The sequence below is a fragment of the Streptomyces sp. NBC_01166 genome, assembly GCF_045039765.1.
In the GTDB taxonomy this organism is placed as follows: domain Bacteria; phylum Actinomycetota; class Actinomycetes; order Streptomycetales; family Streptomycetaceae; genus Streptomyces.
This window is the reverse complement of the sequence record NZ_CP108613.1, coordinates 6,845,060-6,864,711: the sequence shown is the minus strand read 5'-3', so window position 1 is coordinate 6,864,711 and position 19,652 is coordinate 6,845,060. Positions and strand designations below refer to the sequence as shown.

The window sequence follows — 19,652 nt, the reverse complement described above, 5'->3', positions numbered from 1 at the left end:
CACCCTTAGGCACCCCTAGGGGCCGGTCCGGGCTGATCCGCGGCTTACGGAAAGGCGTTGTGGTCGTCGAACGAACGCCGGACGTAGGACAGGGAGGCGAGCAGCTCCGCGGAGGTGACGGTGTGGGCCGGGCGCGTGTCGACGGCACCGGAGAGCGGCATCTTTCCCACGTCGGACCAGCACAGCCGGCCGTCCTCCGCGATATAGCTCCGGCTCAGTCCGGCATTGTCGGGATGCAGGCAGTAGGGCACGTCCAGCCGGCCCTCGGCGAACGCCTTCAGCAGTGCGGTGCCGAGGTCGTCGTCCAGGTTCAGCACCGCGTCGACCAGCGCGTACGCCTCGGCGTACGTCTCCGTCCCGGTGCCCTCCAAGGGATCCTGGGCGGTGTGCGCGGCGACCGCGGCCGCGTATTCCAGCGCGGACACGTTCTCCGCCACCGACGGAATGCGCCGGGATTCTGCGACGGTTTTCACGATGAGACGCTCGGAGCCACTCCCGACGGCCAGTTCGGCGGCCTGCGCGAGCAGTCGGCGGGCACCGTGCTCGGTTTCCGGGAACAATCCCATATAGGCGTAGACGACCACGTGCCATTCGGTGTCCGAAAGGAACCGCGCGCACAGGCTGCGTAACGCCGCGACGGCTTCGGAGTCCTGACGTCGATTCGTCTGTTGGGCGTAACTCACCGAAATACTCCGGATTCCGTGCCGGCGGAAGAACAGCGCCTCGAGCACGCTCACCGCGACGAGCAGGCCGGGCGGGCAGAGCTGGCCGAGCACGCATCCCCCGAAGGTCTCCAGGTGTGGTTCGGCACCGGTCCGGCGGAGCGTGGCGAAGTGTTCGCAGGCTTCCGTCCAGTGGGCGACGGACTCGCGCAACGGAACTCTGCCGTACGGGAGGCAGTAGGAGACGGGCCCGCCCTCCGAGGCGTCGAGCCCCACGGCCGTCAGTGCCCGGAAAATGTACTGGGGCGCCGCCGAGCCGTGCCGCACCTGCACCGGGAACTCCGGCCCGTGGATGCCGTCCAGGACCCGGCGCGTGGTGGCCGTTTCATGGCTCACCAGCGGATAGCCGTTGAGGTCGACCCCTTCGAGGACGGCGAGTTGCGCCGACTCCAGGTCGCCGACCCGCGTGTAGCTGTCCAGGGTGAGAGTGCCGACGGTCGTCGCGTCGGCGTCCCGGGTGGCGAGCAGCCCGGCGCGCATGCGCTGCGGGCTGCTCATTCCCATCCGGGGCTGCACCACCAGCCGGCCGGCGTCGTGGGCCCGGCGCACGAACGCGCCGAATCCGGCACCGGTCACACCAGGGCCCGCTGGGGCAGGGCGTCGAGCATCCGGCGGAAGGCCGCTATGCCGTCGGCCGACTCCTCGAACACCTCGTCGTAGCCGGCCGCGAGCAGTGCGGCCGCCTCCTCGTCGCCGCAGGGCCCGGCGATGCCGAGCTTGCCGCCGATGACGACGGACACGTCGCCGAGGCCGGGGTGCTCACGCAGCCGGGTGACGGTGCGCATGCCGTCGTGGTAGCCGTGTCCGTTGACGCTGCTGATCACGATCAGTGCGGGGTCGTGCGCGAGGGCCTCGCCGATCAGCAGGTCCTCGGGGACGCATGGGCCGAGGTTGACCACGCGGTGGCCGTGCTCCTCGACGAGGAGCTGGAGGTAGACCAGGTTCCAGGTGTGCGAGTCGGAGATACCGCCCGCCACGAGGACGGGCTGGTCGCCCGGGGCGGGGGTGAGGGGATTGCTCATCACAGGGCCTGTCCGTGTTCGTAGGTTCGGGTGTGCTCGATGCGGGACACGGAGACGAGGTCGTCGCCGCGGACGACGATCTCCGTGGGGGCGGGCCTGCCGAGGAACATCAGGAGGCTGGCGGTGGGCCCGTAGGAACCGGCGTTGGGAACGGTGAGCAGGTCGCCGGGGGCCGGGTCGGACAGCGGGACCTGGCGTCCGAGCAGATCGCCGGGCGTGCACAGCGGTCCGGCGAGCTGGACCGGGACTCCGCCGGTGCCGACGGACTCGTGCGGCTCGATGGAGACCGGCAGGATGCGGCCGAGGCCGGACATGCCGCCGAAGGTGTTGATGCCGGCGTCGAGGACGACGTAGCGGGTGCCCCGACTGTCCTTGACGTTGACGACGCTCGTGAGAAGGGTGCCGCTGTCGGCGACCAGATACCGTCCCGACTCGCAGGCGATGCGCGGGCCACCGTCGCGCCAGCCGGGGAAGTGCTCGTCGAGCGACGTGGCCAGGGCTTCGCGCAGTTCGCCGTAGACCGGCCGCCGTCCCTGGACCGCGTACGGTGCGGCGAAGCCCCCGCCGAGGTCGACGATGCGGAAGTCGACGCCCAGCTCGCGCTGGAGTGCGGCGGCGGTGGCGATGGTGTGCTGGAACTCGGCGATGAGGCTCGCCTCGTCCTTGGCGTTGCTCAGCGGGAAGAAGTGCAGGCCGGCCAGGGTGGTGCCGGGTACGTCGCGCAGTTCCGCGGCGAGACCGGCCAGGGTCTCTCCGTCGAACCCGAACTGTGAGGGCACCCCGGTCATGCGGATGCTGGTGGCGGCGGCCCCGGTGGGGTTGTTGACCCGGATCAGGCAGTCGGCTGTGATGCCGAGCCGCACGGCCGTGTCGCCGACGTGCCTCAGGTCGCCGGGCGACTCCACGGAGAACGTCCGCACGCCCCGGGTCATGGCCTCGGCCAGCTCCTCGGTGGTCTTGCCGGGGCCGGTGTACAGAATCTCGGTCCCCTCGAAGCCGGCCCGCAGGACGGCGTCGAGTTCCCCGACGGAGCTGATCTCCGCGAGGCAGACCCGGGGGCCGCCGGCCCTCATCTCACGAAGGATCTCGGGGTGCGGGTTGGCCTTGGCCGCGTAGTACACGGCCACCTCGTCGGGCAGCGCGGCGAACAGCTCGTCCCGCGCCGCCGCGACCCGGTCCAGGTCGTAGACGTAGGAGGGGGTGCCGAAGCGCCGGGCGAGGTCGGTGGTGCCGGTCACGGCGTGGTTCCTTCCAGAAGGCTGAGGAGCTGCTTGCGGTCGTGCTTGCCGTGTGCGGTCAGCGGCAGTTCGTCGACGACACGGCTGACGCCGGGCACCTTGGCGGGCTCCAGCCGGAGGGACAGCTCCCGGAGCAGCACGTGCGGGTCGATGCCGCCCTCGGCGAAGACCGCGAGATCGCGGCCGGGGGCGGGCGGCAGGACCGCGGCGGCCCGGACACCGGGTACGTCCGTGGCCGCGGCCTCGATCTCGGTGGTGCTCATACGGACGCCCTTGTGCTTGAACATGTCGTCCCGGCGGCCCTCGTAGTACAGGTACCCGTCCTCGTCGACGTGTCCGAAGTCGCCTGTGTGCAGGCGCAGTCCGCCGTCGGGCGTGGGACGGAAGGCGCGTGCGGTCTGCTCGGGCGCGCGCCAGTAGCCGGGCATGACGTGGGGCCCTTCGACGACGATCTCCCCGGTCTGCCAGGGCGGCAGCGCGTTGCCGTCGTCGTCGACGGTGAAGGCCCGGGTGCCGGGCAGCGGCCGGCCGACGGACTCGGGCCTGGCGTCCTGCTGGTCGGGCGGCAGGACGGAGACGCGCTTGCACTCGGTCTGGCCGAACTGGATGACCACCTCGGATCCGGGGAAGGCCGTGCGGAGCCCGTCTGCGGTGGGCTTCGGCAGCGCGGCCCCGGTGTTGGTGAACATGCGGACGGTGGAGTCCTGCCGCGGTTCGCGTTCGGCGAGCGCGCAGATCATGGTGGCCAGGGACGGCACGATGGGGACGACGGTGGCCCCGGTCTCCCGCATGCGGCGCAGCAGCACCAGGTCGGACTCCCCGTCGGCGAGCACGATCTCGCTGCGGCCGGCCGCGGTGAGCAGCACCTTGTAGAGGCCGTAGTCCCAGGAGATGGGGAAACGGCAGAAGACCACGTCGTCGGGTCGGTAGCCGAGTTCGAGGTTGATGGCCTCGGTAGCGAAGACCATCCGGCCGTGCGGGCAGACGACGGCCTTGGGGGCCGCCGTGGAGCCGGACGTGTAGACGAGGACGGCGAGGTCGTCGCTGTGGACGGGAGCGCCGTCACCCCGGGCGTCCTTGTCGCGCAGGTCGGTGACCCCCTGCCAGACCTCGTCCAGGCCGAGGACGGAGACCGGCTCGGCGAGCGTGGAGACGCGGGACACTGCGGATCCGTCGACGATCACCAGTGACGGCTCGGAGTTCTCGACGACGGCCGTGAGGTGGTAGTCCTTCATGCCGGTGTTGACGGGGACGAGGACGGCGCCGCGGCGGGCTGTGCCGTACAGCAGGGCGACGAGCTCGCGGGTGCTGGCCAGTTGCACCAGGACGCGGTCGCCGTGGCCGATGCCCTGGGCCTGGAGCCACGCGTCGACGGCGTGGCTCCAGGCGGTGAGTTCCCGGTAGGTCCATCGTCCGGTGCCGTCGGTGACGGCCGCCGCGTCGGGGTGCTCGGCGGTGGCCTCGTCGAGCAGGTCATGTATCCGGGCGTCGGTGCGGGCCTGCGCTGTCGGTTGACCGTTCACTGCGACTCCTGCCGTCCTTCGGTCCTGGTCCCGGCTCCGGCGGGCTGCTGTCGCAGGGCCGCGGCGCGGGAGGTGAGCTTCCTGCGATCGGTCTTGCGGTTGGGGTTGAGCGGAAGTGTGTCCAGGTGGTGGTAGGCCCGGGGGACGACCGCGGCCGGCAGCAGCTCCCGCAGGTGACGGGCGAGCCGGGCGGCCGGCACCGGGTCGCCGGTGTGGAAGACGGCGAGTTCGACCGTGCCGTCCACGGGCACGGCGACGGTCACCGCGTCCTCGACACCCGGGCAGGTACGTACCGCGGCGTCGACCTCGGCCAGTTCCGTCCGGATGCCGTGCACCTGGACCTGGGCGTCCTGGCGGCCCAGGTACAGCAGTCCGTCGTTCTCGGTGCTGCGGACCCGGTCGCCGGTGCGGTAGTAGCGCAGGCCGTCCCGTTCCAGGAAGCGTCCGGTGTCGTCGGCCGGGTCGAGGTAGCCGGGAGTCAGCTGGGGCCCGGCGATGCACAGTTCGCCCTCGCCGGTCGTGCTCGGCGAGCCGGTGGCGTCCAGCAGCAGGACCGTGTGGCCCGGGTGCACGGTGCCGATCGGCACCATTCCGTGCAGGTGTCGGTGGCCCGGCTGCCAGCGGTGCGCGGTGACGGTGATGGTCAGCTCGGTCGGCCCGTAGATGTTCTCCAGCACCGTGCCGGAGGCCGCGGCCGCCCAGTCCTCGGCGTCCCGGCAGCTGAGCGCCTCCCCCGCGAAGAAGCTCCTGCGCAGTGAGGACAGCGCACCGGGTGCGAGGCCGCCGGTGCGCCGCACCAGGGAGATCGCGCTGGGCGTGGAGAACCACACGGTCACCCCCTGCTCGGCCACGAACTCGGGCAGGCGCGCGTACTCCCGCGCGGGGACCGGTACGACGGTGGCTCCGGCCCCCCAGGCGCAGAACAGGTCGAACATCGCGCAGTCGAAGTTGAGGTCGAAGGTCTGCGAGAAGACGTCCTCGGGGCCGAAGTCGTACCGCTCGTCGAGCAGGGAGAAGTAGTGCGCGGTGTTGGCGTGGGTGACCGGCACGCCCTTGGGCCGTCCGGTGGAGCCGGAGGTGAACAACACGTAGGCGGTGTCGTCCGGGCGGGCGGGCATCGGTGCCTTCAGCACGCTGTCGGGGTCGACGGCGAGCGCCGGCATCGGCTGCCCGCCGGGGGCGAACAGGGTGGGCAGGGTGACGCCCTCCTCGTGCAGTGCGGTCAGCGCGGGCAGGGCGTCGTCGTCGGCGAGCAGGGCGCCCACTCCGGCGGCCTCGATCATCTGCCGGGTGCGGGCGGCGGGGAAGGCCGGCTGCAGGGGGACGACGGTGACCCCGCTGTAGAGGCCCGCCAGCAGGCTCGGGTACGCCGACGCTCCCTTGCCTGCCAGCACGCCCACGGCGGGCGGCTGGCCGGGGAGACCGGACAGCAGGGAGCCGGCGAGCAGGAGGGCCCGCTCGTGCAGCTCGCGGTAGGTGAGGGCGGCGCCGTCGGCCCGCAGCGCGGGCCGGTCGGGCGCCAGGGCCAGCCCGCGCAGGAACCGTCCGGACAGGGCTCCGTCCATGGTGGCGTCCAAGGGGTCCGTCCCGTCAGCTCGTGGTGCGCTGGAGCATGCCCTCGACGGTCTCCCACAGCGTGCCCGCGCTGCGGAAGGTGCCCATGGTCAGCGCACTGTCACGGAAGCGCACCTGGTAGGCGTCCTCCAGCGTGCCGAGCAGCTGGACCATGCCCAGCGAGTCCAGGCCGAGGTCCTTCAGCTCGTCGTCGGTGGTCAGCGGCTCCTGCGGGGGCAGGAACGGCAGGAAGGTGCGGAGTATCTCTTCGAACTGGTCGTCCCACATGGGTGTGCCTCCTGCGGATAGGGCGGATCGGACGGTTCAGGCGGCGCGTGCACGGCGCCGGGGGGTCATCGCCAGGCGGGGGTGCGCGGCGACGACCTCGAAGGTGCGGGTGGTACAGGGAACCCGGCCGAAGAGACTGTCGGGGCCGGCGACGCACATCCGCCGGACTCCGGCGTCCCGCAGGGCCGTGGTGACGCTCGGCCAGTTCATGGCGTGGTCGAAGCCGTCGAGCAGCATGGTGCGCAGTTCCGCGCCGGTGTGCAGCAGCCTGCCGTCCTGGTCTGCGACGACCGGCAGGGAGGGATCGGCGAAGGTGTAGCGCGAGATGACCTCGCGTTCCGCCTTGGCGCGCAGCGGCGCGAACGCGGACGCGTGCATGGGGGGACGCATGGTGTACAGCGGAAGGCTGCCGATGCCGCGCAGCCGCTCCCGCATCCACTCCACACGGTGTTCGGCGAGGGAGACCATCCAGAAGCCGTCGTCGACGTGGCAGGAGATCTCGTGCCACTCGCCGGCTTCGTCGAGTTCGGCGAGGATCGGGTCCAGTTCCTCGCTCGGCGCACGGACGAAGGACAGGGTGACGATGTCCTTGTGGTGTTCGGCGAAGTACGACTCGAGGCACCGCGCGATCTCGGCTGTGAGCCGGACCGCGTCGGGCAGTTCGAGGGCGCCGGTGTAGGCGAGGGCGGCCTTCTCCCCGAAGCTGGGGCCGGCCACGATGTCGGGGACGACGTCCAGGTGCTCGGTCGCCCAGTACGCGCTGGCCAGGCAGTTCACGAAGAAGGCGACCTGGGCGGCCTCCGAGTAGTCGCCCTCGGAACGGCGGAAGGTGTCCACCAGCGAGTAGCCGAGGGCGTCGTCGGCGACGGCGACCAGGTCCCGGGCCACGGGGTTGGCCACCATGAAGCGGCCCACCTCGGCGAACGGGACGGGCCCCATGCCGGGGAAGACGAGAGCGGTGTCGTACGCCATGGCGGTGTCCCCGCCCCCTCTCACGGTGGTCTGCGACGCCCGGGCCGGCGTCGTGGCGCGGCGTGTCACAGGCCGGCGAGGAAGTCGGTCAGCACCTCGAAGAACCGGTCCGGTTCCTCCAGGTGCGGCAGGTGGCTGGACTCCTCGAAGATCTCCCAGCGGGCCCCCGGGACACGGTCCATGTAGGGCTGGACGACGGCCGGGGTGGCCTCGTCGTGACGTCCGCTCAGGAGCAGCGTGGGCGTGCGGATGGTGTCCAGTTCGTCGACGATCGACCAGTCCTTCAGGGAGCCGATCACGTGGAACTCGGTGGGGCCGTTCATCGCGTAGTAGACCGTCGGGTCGTTGTAGATCTCCATGAAGGAGGAGAGGAAGTCGCGGGGCCACGGCGTGAGGCGGCACACGTGGCGGTCGTAGAAGACCCGCATCGCGGCCAGGTACTCCTCGGATTCGTAGGTGCCGGCCCTCTCGTGCCGCACGAGGGCGTCCTGTACGTCCGGCGGCAGTGCGGCCCGCAGCCGGGCCATCTCCTGGAGCCAGATGGGGTACGAAGCGGGCGCGTTGGCGACGACGAGACCGCGGAGGCCGGGGGGACGGCCCATGGCGTGCCGTGCGCTCAGCGGACCGCCCCAGGACTGGCCGAACAGGACGTAGTCGTCGGCGATGCCCAGTTCCCGTACGAGATTGCCGAGTTCGTCGAGGAAGAGGTCGACCGTCCAGAAGTCCGGTGCACTGTCGGGAAGATGGGTGGAGCCTCCGTTGCCCAGCTGGTCGTAGTGGACGACCGGCCAGCCGTCCTCCGCGAGGCGGGCGAGCGGCAGCAGGTAGTCGTGCGTACTGCCGGGGCCGCCGTGGACGACGACCACCGCGGGGCGCCCCGCCCCGAGTTCCCCGGTCACGCGGTACCAGGTCCGGTACTCCCCGAAGGGGACGGTGCCCTTGACGCCGGGTACCAGACCCTGCGCGCTGGGTTTCGGGGACACGCTGATCACCTCTGGTCGGCTGTGGAGTGCGGCGGCCGTCGGGTCGGGAGATCCGGCCGGGACCGCGGAGCGTGTGGTGCTGGGCGAACCGTGCTTCCGCCGTGGTCCGCAGCCGACGCTAACCGTCGCCCAGACGTTCGACGGACCCCTAACCGCCCCTAGTGGTACGGGGAGTGACGGGGGCCACGGCAGCACCCCTGAGCGGGTCGCGCCGCTAGGGGCACATAGGGGTGGGCCATCCCGGGCGCCGCTCCTTAGCGTGCGGGAAACGGCCGGCGGCAACCGCGCCGGCGCCGGGCCGGGAGCCCTCCCCCGGGGTGATCGGCGCGGCCCGCTCCCTCCCGCGCGAAGAGGACACCATGACTGCACCTGCCGAAGCGGCCGCCGAGGGCGCTCTCCCGGAGTTCCCGATGCGTAGGGCCTGCCCCTTCAGTCCGCCGGCCGCCTACACCGGGCTGCGCGAGAACGAACCGGTCTCGCGGGCGCAGCTGAAGGTCAACGGCAAGCCGACCTGGCTGGTCACCCGCCACGACCTGTACAAGAAGCTGCTCGGCGACGCGCGGGTGAGCGCCAACCTGAAGCTGCCGGGTTACCCGCTCCAGGTGCCGGTGCCGGAGGAGACGCTCCAGTCGGTCCCCCTCACCTTCCTGTCCATGGACCCACCCGACCACACCGTGCAACGCCGCATGCTGGCACCGGAGTTCAGCGTGCGCCGTATGCGCGAGCTGCGCGCCCGGGTGCAGCAGCTCGTGGACGAGCAGATCGACGACATGCTCGCCAAGGGCTGCGACGGTCCGGTGGACCTCGTCACGGCCCTGGCGCTGCCGGTGCCGTCCCTGGTGATCTGCGAACTGCTCGGCGTCCCCTACGAGGACCACGCCCGGTTCGAGCAGTGGGCGTGGGCCATCATGAACCACGAGGTCAGCGACGAGGACCGGGGCATGGCCCACTACGAGCTGGACCGCTACGTCGACGGACTGGTCACCGCGAAGGAGAGCGAGCCCGGCGACGACATGATCAGCCGGCTGATCAAGTTCAACCGGGAGACTCCGGCGGTGGAGCACTCGGACATCGTCAGCATGTCCAAGCTGATGCTGGTCACCGGTCACGAGACCACGGCGAACATGATCGCGCTGGGTGTGCTGGCGCTGCTGGAGCACCCGGACCAGCTCGCGGCCGTGCGCGAGGAGCCCGAGCTGATGCCACGAGCGGTGGAGGAACTGCTGCGTCTGTTCTCCATCTCGGACGCCGGCACGGCGCGCGTGGCCATGGAGGACATCGAGCTCGGGGGTGTCACCATCCGCGCCGGTGACGGCATCCTGCCGCTGAACAACGCCGCCAACCACGACGAGGAGGTCTTCCCCGACGCGGACCGGCTGGACGTGCGCCGCGAGGCCCGCAGCCACGTGGCCTTCGGGTACGGCGTCCATCAGTGCGTCGGCCAGAACCTGGCCCGGATGGAACTCGACGTCGTCTACTCCACGCTGCTGCGCCGGGTGCCGACACTGCGCCTTGCCACACCGGCCGACGAGCTGCGCTTCAAGGACGACGCCATCGTCTGGGGCCTGTACGAGCTGCCCGTCACCTGGTGACACCGGGCACACCCCGATGAGCATTCCTTCCCCCACCGTTCCGTTCGAGAGGCAGCCATGACCCAGTCCGCAGACCCGGCCGGCGAGACGGCGTCGCCGTATCCGCAGTTCCCGATGCGACGCACCTGCCCGTTCAGCGAGCCGCGGGAGTACGCCGGGCTGCGCGCGGACGAGCCCGTGTCGCGCGCCTCGCTCAAGGTGAACGGCAAGCCGGCCTGGCTGGTGACCCGGCACGAGCACGTCAAGCAGGTGCTCGGCGACCCGCGGGTGAGTTCCAACCTCAAGCGTCCCGGCTACCCGCACCAGTTCCACATCTCCGAGGAGATGCTGGCCCACGTCCGGCTCATGATGCTGTCCATGGACCCGCCGGACCACACCGCGCAACGCCGCATGCTGATACCGGAGTTCACGGCCCGGCGGACGAAGGAGATGCGCCCGCGTATCCAGGAGATCGTCGACGAGCGCATCGACGCCATGCTCGCCGCGGGCGGCCCGGTGGACCTGGTCCAGGCCCTCGCCCTGCCGGTGCCGTCCCTGACCATCTGCGAGCTGCTCGGGGTCCCCTACGAGGACCACGCCCAGTTCGAGGAGTGGTCAGGGGCGCTCATGAACCACGACCTCAGCCCCGAGGAGTACGGGGCGGCGGTGCAGGCCCTGGACATGTACCTCGACAAGCTGGTCACCCTCAAGGAGACCGAGCCGGGTGACGACCTGATCAGCCGGTTCCTGGAGAAGAACCGAACCGAGCAGGCCGCCGACCACGTCGACGTGGTGACCATGGCCCGGATGATGCTGGTGGGCGGCCACGAGACGACGGCCAACATGATCGCGCTCGGTGTGCTGGCCCTGCTGGAGCACCCGGACCACATGGCCGAGCTCCGGTCGGACCACACGTTGCTGCCGAACGCCATCGAGGAGCTGCTCCGGGTCTTCTCCATCTCGGACTCGGGCACCGCCCGCGTCGCGGTCGAGGACATAGAGGTGGGCGGTGTCACCATCCGCGCCGGTGAGGGCATCCTCGCGCTGAACAACGCGGCCGACCACGACGAGGCGGTCTTCGCCGACCCCGGCACCCTCGACTTCCACCGCAAGGAGGCGCGCAGCCACCTCGCCTTCGGGTACGGGATCCACCAGTGCATGGGCGCGAACCTCGCCCGCGCGGAGCTGGAGATCGTCTACGGCACCCTGCTACGCCGCGTTCCGGGCCTCCGGCTGGCCGTGCCCTCGGAGGAACTGCGCTTCAAGGACGACGCCATGGTCTACGGCGTCTACGAACTGCCCGTCACCTGGTGACGGCCGACCCGATCGGAATCCCTGTCATGCATGTCACCACGGACCACGACCGGTGTGTGGGCTCCGGCCAGTGCGCGATGCTCAGCCCTGAGGTCTTCGACCAGGACGACGACGGTCTCGTCGTCGTCCTCCAGGAGAGGCCGGCCGCGGAGCTGCTCGACGATGTCCACCGTGCTGCGGACCTGTGCCCGTCGCGGTCCATCCACGTCACCGGCTGATCCGTTCCGCCCCTCGCGCCGCGGTCCCACCCGGCACCGCGGCGCGGGCGCCCGGCCTGCGTACTGCGGGGCGCGCCGTCCGCCCCGCACGATGACGACAACCGAGGACGTGAACCCGTGTGACGAACCGACCTCGCTCCTCCGAATCCGGGCTGCCCATCGAGCCGGTCCACGGGCCCGACACCCAGGCGGGCTGGGACCCGGCCGAGAAGCTGGGTGAGCCGGGGAAATACCCGTTCACGCGTGGTGTGTACCCGTCGATGTACACGGGCCGGCCGTGGACGATGCGGCAGTACGCAGGATTCGGCACCGCCACCGAGTCCAACGCCCGCTACAAGCAGCTGATCGCCAACGGCACGACCGGACTCTCCGTCGCGTTCGACCTGCCCACCCAGATGGGGCACGACTCGGACGCCCCCATCGCCTCCGGTGAGGTCGGCAAGGTCGGCGTGGCGATCGACTCGCTCGACGACATGCGCGTCCTGTTCGGCGGGATCCCGCTGGACGAGGTCTCCACCTCGATGACCATCAACGCCCCGGCCGCGCTCCTCCTCCTGCTCTACCAACTGGTCGCGGAGGAGCAGGGCGTCCCCGCGGACCGGCTGACGGGCACCATCCAGAACGACGTGCTCAAGGAGTACATCGCCCGGGGCACGTACATCTTCCCGCCGAAGCCCTCACTGCGGCTGATCGCCGACATCTTCAAGTACTGCCGGGCCGAGATCCCGAAGTGGAACACCATCTCCATCTCCGGCTACCACATGGCGGAGGCCGGCGCCTCGCCCGCGCAGGAGATCGCCTTCACCCTCGCGGACGGCATCGAGTACGTCCGCACCGCCGTCTCGGCCGGCATGGACGTGGACGACTTCGCGCCCCGGCTCTCCTTCTTCTTCGTCGCCCGTACGACGATCCTCGAGGAGGTCGCCAAATTCCGTGCCGCCCGCCGGATCTGGGCGAAGGTGATGCGGGAGGAGTTCGGCGCGAAGAACCCCAAGTCCCTGATGCTGCGCTTCCACACCCAGACCGCCGGGGTCCAGCTCACCGCCCAGCAGCCCGAGGTCAACCTGGTCCGGGTCGCCGTGCAGGGCCTGGGCGCGGTCCTGGGCGGCACGCAGTCGCTGCACACCAACTCCTTCGACGAGGCCATCGCCCTGCCGACGGACAAGTCGGCCCGCCTCGCGCTGCGCACCCAGCAGGTCCTGGCGTACGAGACGGACGTGACGGCGACGGTGGACCCCTTCGCCGGGTCGTACGTCGTCGAGAAGATGACCGACGACGTCGAAGCGGCGGCGGTCGAACTGATGCGGAAGATCGAGGACCTCGGTGGGGCCGTCGCCGCCATCGAACGCGGCTTCCAGAAAAGGGAGATCGAGGACAACGCCTACCGCATCGCCCAGGAGACCGACTCCGGCGAGCGGGTCGTCGTCGGGGTCAACCGCTTCCAGCTCGACGAGGAAGAACCCTACGACCCCCTCCGCGTCGACCCCTCCATCGAGACTCAGCAGGCCGAACGCCTCGCCAAGCTCCGAGCCTGGCGGGACCAGGAGCGGGTGGACCGTCACCTCGCCGAGGTGCAGAAGGCGGCGGCCGGGGACGACAGCGTGCTGTACCCGATGAAGGAGGCCCTGTCCGTCGGCGCGACCGTGGGAGAGGTCTGCGACGCGCTGCGCGAGATCTGGGGCACGTACACCCCCGGCGAGCTCTTCTGACCCTCGGCCGGACCGCCCCCGGGGCCACCGGCCGCGCGGGGATCCTTCACCCCCGGCCCGCCTCCGGCCGGGGGCCTACGAGGGACTCGGCCTGCTGGAGGAAGAGCGGCAGCCACTGCTCGTAGGAAGCGGTGCCCAGGTACCGCAGTGCCGTTTCCGCGTCCTTGCCGACGGGCATGTGCAGCGGCGTCCCGGGGTCGTCGACGGCGGCCATGACCGCCTCGGCCACCTCGCCGCAGTCCCCGGCGCCCTCCTGGACCCGGGCGAGGAAGTGCGCGGTCCACGCGCGGTCGGCGGCGTAGGCGCCTGCCGCGGAACGCTCCGCCGGGGCGGCGCCCGAGGTGCTCTCGCGGTTGATGCGGGAGGCGAAACTGCCGGGCTCCAGGCACACCACGCGGATCCCGAAGGGCCGCACCTCGGCGGACAGCGCCTCGCTGAGCGTGCCCAGGGCGGCCTTGCCGGCGGCGTAGAAACCACCGTGCGGTACGGCGAACGTACGGCCGGCGAGGGAGGAGACATTGACGATGACGCCGCTGCCGCGGGCGCGCATGGCGGGAAGCACCGCGCGCACGGTGCGTACCGGCCCCCAGAAGTTGGTCTCCAGCACCGCCCGCGCCTCGTCCTGCGGCATGGTCTCCACGGGCCCGGTGCGGTCGATGCCGGCGTTGTTGACCAGTACGTCGATGGCGCCGTGCCGTTCCTGCACCCCGTCGACCGCGGCGGCGACCGAGGCGTCGTCGGTGACGTCGAGCCTGGGCACGTCCAGGGTGAGGTTCTCCGCCCGGGCACGGGCGAGCAGTTGACCGGCGCCGGCGGGATCACGTACGCAGGCGTGGACGCGGTCTCCCCTGCGGGCGAACGCCAGCGCGGTCTCCAGGCCGATCCCGCTGCTGCAACCGGTGATGAGGACCGACGTCATGGTGTACCGCCTGCTTTCCGGCGTCGGATGAAGGTGACCGGTGGGCAGCGTACGAACGCGCCTCCGAGAGCCGCATCCCCTATGACCCCCTAGGGGGGCCGCTCCAGGCCCTCGACCGCCTCGGTCGCACGTCCGAACGGACCGCTAATATGCCCGCTCATGAATGACGACGTGCGCAACATCGTGCTCGGCCTCATAGCCGCCGGGATCAGCGCCGCCCTCGGCTGGCTCGCCCGGACGTACCTGTGGCGGCGCCGACTCCGCCGCAAGCAGGCCTTCTTCGGCCTGCCGGGAAACTCCGAGTGCCTGCTCGTCGTCAACCGCGACGCCGGTGGCGACGGCGCGGTCCACCGCCACGACGTCTTCGCTCTGCTCGAACTCTCGGCTCTCATCAAGGACTGCGCCGCACACGCCCAGATCGTGTCCCACGACACCGCCCAGCAAGGCTTCGGCGAGCGTACGGAGTTCTGCGTCGGCGGCCCTGGGTCCAACCGGCGCATGGCCGCGCACCTGCAGTCCCTGCTGCCGGGAGTCAAGATCAACACCGGGCCGGAACCGGGCCCCGACCGCGCGGCCTTCCAGGTGGGCTCGGAACGCTACCGGCTGGAACCCGGAACCTCCGAACACGTCCTGCTCGCCCGGCTCACCGGCGGCCAGGACGCCCGGCCCGTCTTTCTCCTCTGCGGCCAGCGCGCCATCACCAACCAGGCCGCCTCCCGTTACCTGATGCGTAACTACGAGAAGCTGCAGCGCAAGCACCGCGGCGGATCCTTCGTGCTGCTCCTGAAAGTGGTCAACTCCCAGGCGTACGGCCCCGATGTGGTCGAGCTGGTCGGCGACGTGACGCGCACGGCACAGGCCCCCCTGCCCGCCACGCCCCGCACCTCCCACCGCGCCGCCGGCTGAGACCCGGCACGGGCCTGACGGCGGTCCGGCGCGAGCGGCCACGGCACGGCCGGGAACGCCTGCAACCCGACGATGTTCGACCCGGTCACCACCACCCGGGCTGCGCGCCCGCCTCACCTCGCACCCGAACGAGGATCGACCCCGATCGGGTCGCGCACGGCGGCACCGCACGGATTCGGCAGCACCCGCACCTGCTGCTGCGGCCCGGGCCCCCCACGAGGTGCGTGGACGCCCCGCGGAGCGGACGCGCACCCTGGCACGCCGAGCGCAGCGGCATGGCCGATCCCGTGACACGAGCCTTCCGCCGCGGCGATCCAGCGAGGTAACGTCAGGGCGCCTGTAACGATTCAAATCCACTGCGGGAGCGTCACGTTGAGAGCTGTAGCCCTGACTCTGCCCCTGGCGCTGGGCGCCGCCCTGCTGGTCGCGGCTCCGGCCGCGGCCACCCCACAGCAGAAGGACCGGCCCCAGGGCTGGGCCTCCGTCGCGGGCGGAACCACCGGCGGCGCGGGCGGCACGGAGTACGTGGTCCGCGACCGTGCGGAGCTGCTCGCCGCCCTGGACAACGGCGGCGATCCGGCGGGCCGGAAGGTCATCCGGATCGAAGGGACGGTCAACGGGCACGAGGCCGGTGACGGCACCCTCCTCGGCGAGCAGGACTACGCCCCGGGCTGGGACCTCAGCGCGTACATGGCCTGCTTCGTGGACGGACGGGACTGGAGCGATACGGCGCACGAATGGTGCAAGGCACAACGCGGGCTCCGGGTGCAGGGCTCCAACGCGGAGAAGAAACAGATCCAGCTCACTGTGCCCTCCAACACCACCCTGGTGGGCGAAGGCACGGACGCCGTCCTGGAAAGCGTCTATCTGACGGTGAACACCGGCAGCAACATCGTCGTACGCAATCTGCGCTTCAAGGCACCGGTGGACCACTTCCCCAGCTGGTCCCCGGACGACGGCGCACAGGGCTCGTGGAACGCCCGCTTCGACGCGTTCACCGTGGTCACCGGAACCCATCTCTGGATCGACCACTGCACCTTCGACGACGGCGACTTCCCGGACAGCGAAGCCCCGACCGGCTTCCACGGCAAACCGGTCGGCCGCCACGACGGCCTCCTCGATCTGGAGGACGGAACCGACTACGTCACCGTCTCCCACAGCCGCTTCCAGGGCCACGACAAGACCATCATGATCGGCTCCGGCGACGGCAAGGGCGACCGCGACCGCGGCCACCTGCGTGTCACCTTCCACGGCAACCTCTTCGACAGCACCCAGCAGCGCAGCCCCCGGGTCCGCTTCGGTCAGGTCCACCTGTACGGCAATTACTTCCGGGGTTCCGTCGGCGATCCGGACTACCCTCTGGTGAGCCAGTCGGCGGGCGGCTCCTCGTACTTCCTGGGCATGGGCCTGGAGTCCAGGATCGTCTCGGAGGCGAACGCCTTCGAATACACCGGCCCGGGCGCGAGCCCGGACATCACCGTGGCCAACCTCAAGGGCAATCAGATCACCGATCACGGTTCCTGGTTCAACGGGCGGCCCGTGGACCTGATCGCGGTGGCCCGGGCGAAGTACCGGACGGCCTCGGCGACGGCGATCGCCGAAGCGGAAGCCGCGGGCTCCGCGGCCCCGGAATGGGCCATGTCCGGCTTCACCACGGACGCCGGGTGGGACCCCGCTCATATCTACCCGTACACCGTACGGAAGTCAGCCGCCGCGGTCCGCTCCGGGGTCCTCGCCCACGCCGGGTCAGGACGGGGCGGCCACCACCCGCAGCGTGGCTGAGTCCCGGGCCCGGGCCCGCACATCACCGGGCCGTGCACGACTCTCGACGCGGCACCGCGCAGGTCCCTACGTCAAGCCGAACGCTCGCTGATCTCGGTTCGTCGACATGCCCCCTGAAACGTTGCGACTCCCGCTCGCGCACCCCTGCGTCCCCAGTGCGGCCGACCCGGGGAACGCGTGGAGAAGAGCCTGGCCGGTGCCCCGCTGCCGCTCTTCCCGAACGGCGCGAGCGCAGTCTCGTACGGCCTGGCCGCCACTCGGAGGAGTTACTCTTCGGCCGGAGCAGCGGCCCGGGGGCGGGCGCGGCCTTCGTGGACGAGCTCGGCGCTCTGATCGAGTCGGCCAAGCAGCCGGACGACGGCGGCCACCTCGCTGCACCAGTCCGGAGACGTCTTCTCGGAGGTTCTCGTCCGCTCGGCGTCGGCCTGCCTCTACGACGGCTCGTGCAGCATCTCCGCGAGCCCCTCCGTGCCCAGCACCATGCTGACCGGGGCCGAGCTGTTGAGGCACAGGCTGTGGCCCGGAGGCACCCGGGCGAGCAGATCCACGACCGGCAGCCGTTCGAAGCCCAGCCGCCCGGCGGCCTGGAGGTAGTGGGGCGAGGTGTAGACCGGGACCACCGCCGTGCCGTCGGGCGCGGACGCGCTCACCGGCTCGCCGTCCGCCGTGACCAGCACCGCGACCTCGGCTCCGGCCAGGGCGGCGGTGACGTCCTCCGCCGGGCCGTACCCGGTGGTGGCGAGCTGGATGGCGCGGTCCACGTCATCGACGGGCTCGGGCCACCCCATCGCCTCGGGTGACGGCCTGTAGTCCTCGTTGTCCTCCCACTCGACGATCTCGCCCCGGGTATCGGAGCGCCACTGACCGACCACGGCCCACGACGGCGGTGGGTCCTCCCCCTGCCACGCGGGATCGGTCAGGTAGAGCCAGTGGTCGGGTGCCAGCCTGGCCGCCTGGACGAACTCCTCGGGCGGCGCGGGGTCCATGGGGGCGACGGGGGTCTCGGCGCCGGACTCACTCATCTGTTCCTCGTTTGCTGGGGGTACCTGGGCCGGATGCCTCGCCGCTTCCTTCGGTCTGCGCGCCCGGCGCGAAGTGCGGGTTCGCGACGTACGGTCCGACCGGGATGCCGTACTCCATCGGCTGCGCGCCACGGATGTACCGGCGGTCGACACCGCCGGGGAAGAGCACCTCCTCCTGGTCGGGGAAGGGCGAGGCCAGGCCCAGGGTGGCGTTCACGTCGATGCCGCCGGGGACTTGGAGGTCGTAGCGCCAGCGGTATCGGCGGTGCAGGGCGGGAGCGCCCATCGGGTTCGCGCGGGCGCTGTCGCGCACGTAGTCGCGGTTCGCGGTCGCGCTCGCGAAGACGGTGTGCGGGACCTGGGCGCTGCCGCCGTAGACGTGGTCGATGATGTGCACCATGTCGGAGCCGTACGGTTCGAGCCCCTGGTGGAAGACCTGCTCGGGCCCGTCGGGGGTGAAGCGGTACAGCGGGCCGTCGTGGTCGCGCCACAGCGCCTCGGGGAGCGCGCCGTCCGCCAGCGAGGCCGGGTCCGCGGCGACGGTGGCCGGATCGACGGGTGGGGTCGGGCTCACGGGCCCGGTGGCGGGCCAGGCCGTCGGCACCGGCGAGGGGTCCGGCGCGTCCGGGGCCGTCGGCACGGTCGACAGGCGGGAGGAGGCGACGAGTCCGCGGCCGGGCAGGTACCAGTCCCAGGCCGGCCCCTCGGAGTACACCCGCCCGGTCATGTCGGTGACGCCTCCGGCGGAGGGACCGCCGGGGTTGTACTCGCCTCGCAGTCCGAGCGACGGAATCTCCGCAACGAACACGTGGAAGTCCGGATCGTCCTGGCCGTAGCCCCACACGGTGTGCCGGTCGGTGGAGACGGCCACCGGGAACTCCTCCAGCGTCTGCGCGAAGCGGCCGTCGAAGCGGCCGTCCACCGACCAGGCCGGGGTCTGTCCCGGCTGTCCCGTCTGCGCAACGAAAGCCGTGCCGTCTCCAGGTGGCACGCCGTTCGTGGCTTCGAGGCCGTCGGCGGCCGGGCCCGCCGTGCCGGACTGCGGGCCCGGGGGCGGTGCCGGCGCGACAGGGCGCGGGACCTCATGGGTACCGGTCGGGTCGACGGGCCTGGCCTCGTGCCAGTCGGCAGCCGTCGGGTTGGTCATCGTGGCCAGCGAGTCGGTCAACGTGGGCACCGGGTTCCCGGCGTCGTCCGTGCCGGACAGCTCCACCGGGAAGGGGCTCCACCAGACGCTCCGGCCGAGCCGCCGGGCGATCAGGTCCGCCACTCCCGGCGCCGGCCCGCCGAGCCCGTCGAGCGCCAGGAGGACCGGGGTCGTCAGGGGCAGGCCCCGCAACTTCTCGTCGGCGGCGAGCAGTTCGGCGAACTCCGCGGCGGGGATCCGGTACGACGCGCCGTCGAAGCTCACGTCCAGGTGGTCGTCGTCCTGGAAGTCCACGGACGCCCGCACCAGGTAGGGAACGGGCTTGTCCTTGCCGGTTGACACGTCCTGCCCGGCCCAGGGCGCGTCGACGAGCCCGCTCGGCGCCCGGAAGCGCCCCAGCTCGGGCGGGGAGGAGGCCGGCTCGTCCTTCCAGTCGCGGCCACCGCTCGTGGCGGGCCCCGTGCCCGGAAGCGGCACCGGCTTCCTGAAGGCGCCGCTTTCCTCCAGGTCGTACGCCGCGGCCACGTCAGGGTCGGCCATGGCCCGGCCCACCGCGAACCCTCGGGTGAACAGGTCCAGCGCGTCATCGCGCATCGCGTCGTTCACCTCGACGGCGGGATCGAGGTGCTGCACCCTCGCGGCGAGCGTGTCCGCGTCCGCGCCGGCCGCGGACAGCGTCTCCTCGGCCTTGACCCGCGCCCAGAACATCCGCGCCCGCTCTGTCCCGCCCACCTCGTCGGGGCCGGACAGATCCAGAACATA

General features: G+C 71.3%; 17 protein-coding genes (1 of these 17 cut by a window edge). 6 read left to right on the top strand and 11 right to left on the bottom strand.

Features of this window, described 5'->3' with window-relative positions:
* Positions 1-44: 44 nt before the first annotated feature.
* The 8 genes from OG379_RS31300 to OG379_RS31265 form a co-directional block, all read right to left on the bottom strand.
* Positions 45-1,298, bottom strand: coding sequence for a methylaspartate mutase (locus OG379_RS31300; protein ID WP_405666366.1), 1,254 nt, complete (start codon positions 1,296-1,298; stop codon positions 45-47).
* The gene (locus OG379_RS31295; RefSeq protein ID WP_405666364.1) at positions 1,295-1,744 is read right to left on the bottom strand and encodes a cobalamin B12-binding domain-containing protein; all 450 of its coding nucleotides are present in this window, start codon (positions 1,742-1,744) and stop codon (positions 1,295-1,297) included. Before OG379_RS31295 ends, OG379_RS31300 begins: the two co-directional genes overlap by 4 nt.
* Positions 1,744-2,982 carry a type III PLP-dependent enzyme gene (locus OG379_RS31290; protein ID WP_405666363.1) on the bottom strand — a complete coding sequence of 413 codons (1,239 nt, stop codon included), beginning with the start codon at positions 2,980-2,982 and terminating at the stop codon, positions 1,744-1,746. The genes OG379_RS31295 and OG379_RS31290 overlap by 1 nt, the downstream gene beginning before the upstream one ends.
* Entirely contained in the window at positions 2,979-4,505 is a 1,527-nt protein-coding gene (locus OG379_RS31285) for an AMP-binding protein (protein WP_405666361.1), read from the bottom strand. Before OG379_RS31285 ends, OG379_RS31290 begins: the two co-directional genes overlap by 4 nt.
* Positions 4,502-6,070 (bottom strand): AMP-binding protein, encoded by a 1,569-nt coding sequence (locus OG379_RS31280; RefSeq protein WP_405668715.1) that lies wholly within the window; start codon positions 6,068-6,070, stop codon positions 4,502-4,504. Before OG379_RS31280 ends, OG379_RS31285 begins: the two co-directional genes overlap by 4 nt.
* A gap of 25 nt (positions 6,071-6,095) precedes the next feature.
* On the bottom strand, positions 6,096-6,347 hold the full coding sequence (locus tag OG379_RS31275; protein WP_104784371.1) for a phosphopantetheine-binding protein: 252 nt from the start codon (positions 6,345-6,347) through the stop codon (positions 6,096-6,098).
* A gap of 36 nt (positions 6,348-6,383) precedes the next feature.
* On the bottom strand, positions 6,384-7,319 hold the full coding sequence (locus tag OG379_RS31270) for an ACP S-malonyltransferase (RefSeq protein ID WP_405666359.1): 936 nt from the start codon (positions 7,317-7,319) through the stop codon (positions 6,384-6,386).
* A gap of 65 nt (positions 7,320-7,384) precedes the next feature.
* The gene (locus OG379_RS31265; RefSeq protein ID WP_405666357.1) at positions 7,385-8,302 is read right to left on the bottom strand and encodes a proline iminopeptidase-family hydrolase; all 918 of its coding nucleotides are present in this window, start codon (positions 8,300-8,302) and stop codon (positions 7,385-7,387) included.
* A gap of 359 nt (positions 8,303-8,661) precedes the next feature.
* Between OG379_RS31265 and OG379_RS31260 the strand changes: the two genes are divergently transcribed.
* The 4 genes from OG379_RS31260 to OG379_RS31245 all read left to right on the top strand — a co-directional run bounded on the left by OG379_RS31260 (position 8,662) and on the right by OG379_RS31245 (position 13,114).
* Positions 8,662-9,894: a cytochrome P450 gene (locus OG379_RS31260; protein ID WP_405666356.1), complete on the top strand. Its 1,233-nt coding sequence runs from the start codon at positions 8,662-8,664 to the stop codon at positions 9,892-9,894.
* Positions 9,895-9,951: 57 nt separating this feature from the next.
* Positions 9,952-11,187 (top strand): cytochrome P450, encoded by a 1,236-nt coding sequence (locus OG379_RS31255; RefSeq protein WP_405666354.1) that lies wholly within the window; start codon positions 9,952-9,954, stop codon positions 11,185-11,187.
* 26 nt (positions 11,188-11,213) lie between these two features.
* The gene (locus OG379_RS31250; RefSeq protein ID WP_104791608.1) at positions 11,214-11,405 is read left to right on the top strand and encodes a ferredoxin; all 192 of its coding nucleotides are present in this window, start codon (positions 11,214-11,216) and stop codon (positions 11,403-11,405) included.
* Between the two features lie 119 nt (positions 11,406-11,524).
* Positions 11,525-13,114 (top strand): methylmalonyl-CoA mutase, encoded by a 1,590-nt coding sequence (locus OG379_RS31245; RefSeq protein ID WP_405666352.1) that lies wholly within the window; start codon positions 11,525-11,527, stop codon positions 13,112-13,114.
* 46 nt (positions 13,115-13,160) lie between these two features.
* Here the strand turns inward: OG379_RS31245 and OG379_RS31240 are convergent, their stop codons facing one another.
* Positions 13,161-14,033, bottom strand: coding sequence for an SDR family oxidoreductase (locus OG379_RS31240; protein ID WP_405666350.1), 873 nt, complete (start codon positions 14,031-14,033; stop codon positions 13,161-13,163).
* Positions 14,034-14,192: 159 nt separating this feature from the next.
* On the opposite strand from OG379_RS31240, the gene OG379_RS31235 reads away from it, so the two are divergent.
* Together OG379_RS31235 and OG379_RS31230 are read left to right on the top strand one after the other, a co-directional pair.
* Positions 14,193-14,939 carry a hypothetical protein gene (locus OG379_RS31235; protein ID WP_405666348.1) on the top strand — a complete coding sequence of 249 codons (747 nt, stop codon included), beginning with the start codon at positions 14,193-14,195 and terminating at the stop codon, positions 14,937-14,939.
* 372 nt (positions 14,940-15,311) lie between these two features.
* Entirely contained in the window at positions 15,312-16,721 is a 1,410-nt protein-coding gene (locus OG379_RS31230) for a polysaccharide lyase family 1 protein (protein ID WP_405666346.1), read from the top strand.
* Positions 16,722-17,152: 431 nt separating this feature from the next.
* On the opposite strand, the gene OG379_RS31225 is transcribed toward OG379_RS31230, so the two are convergent.
* Entirely contained in the window at positions 17,153-17,743 is a 591-nt protein-coding gene (locus OG379_RS31225) for a type VII secretion system-associated protein (RefSeq protein WP_405666345.1), read from the bottom strand.
* Positions 17,736-19,652 carry the 3' portion of a lonely Cys domain-containing protein gene (locus OG379_RS31220; RefSeq protein ID WP_405666343.1) on the bottom strand. The gene runs 24,513 nt beyond the window's last position, so the window shows 1,917 of its 26,430 coding nt (coding positions 24,514-26,430); the start codon falls outside the window, past its right edge — the gene reads right to left on this strand; it ends in the stop codon at positions 17,736-17,738. The genes OG379_RS31225 and OG379_RS31220 overlap by 8 nt, the downstream gene beginning before the upstream one ends.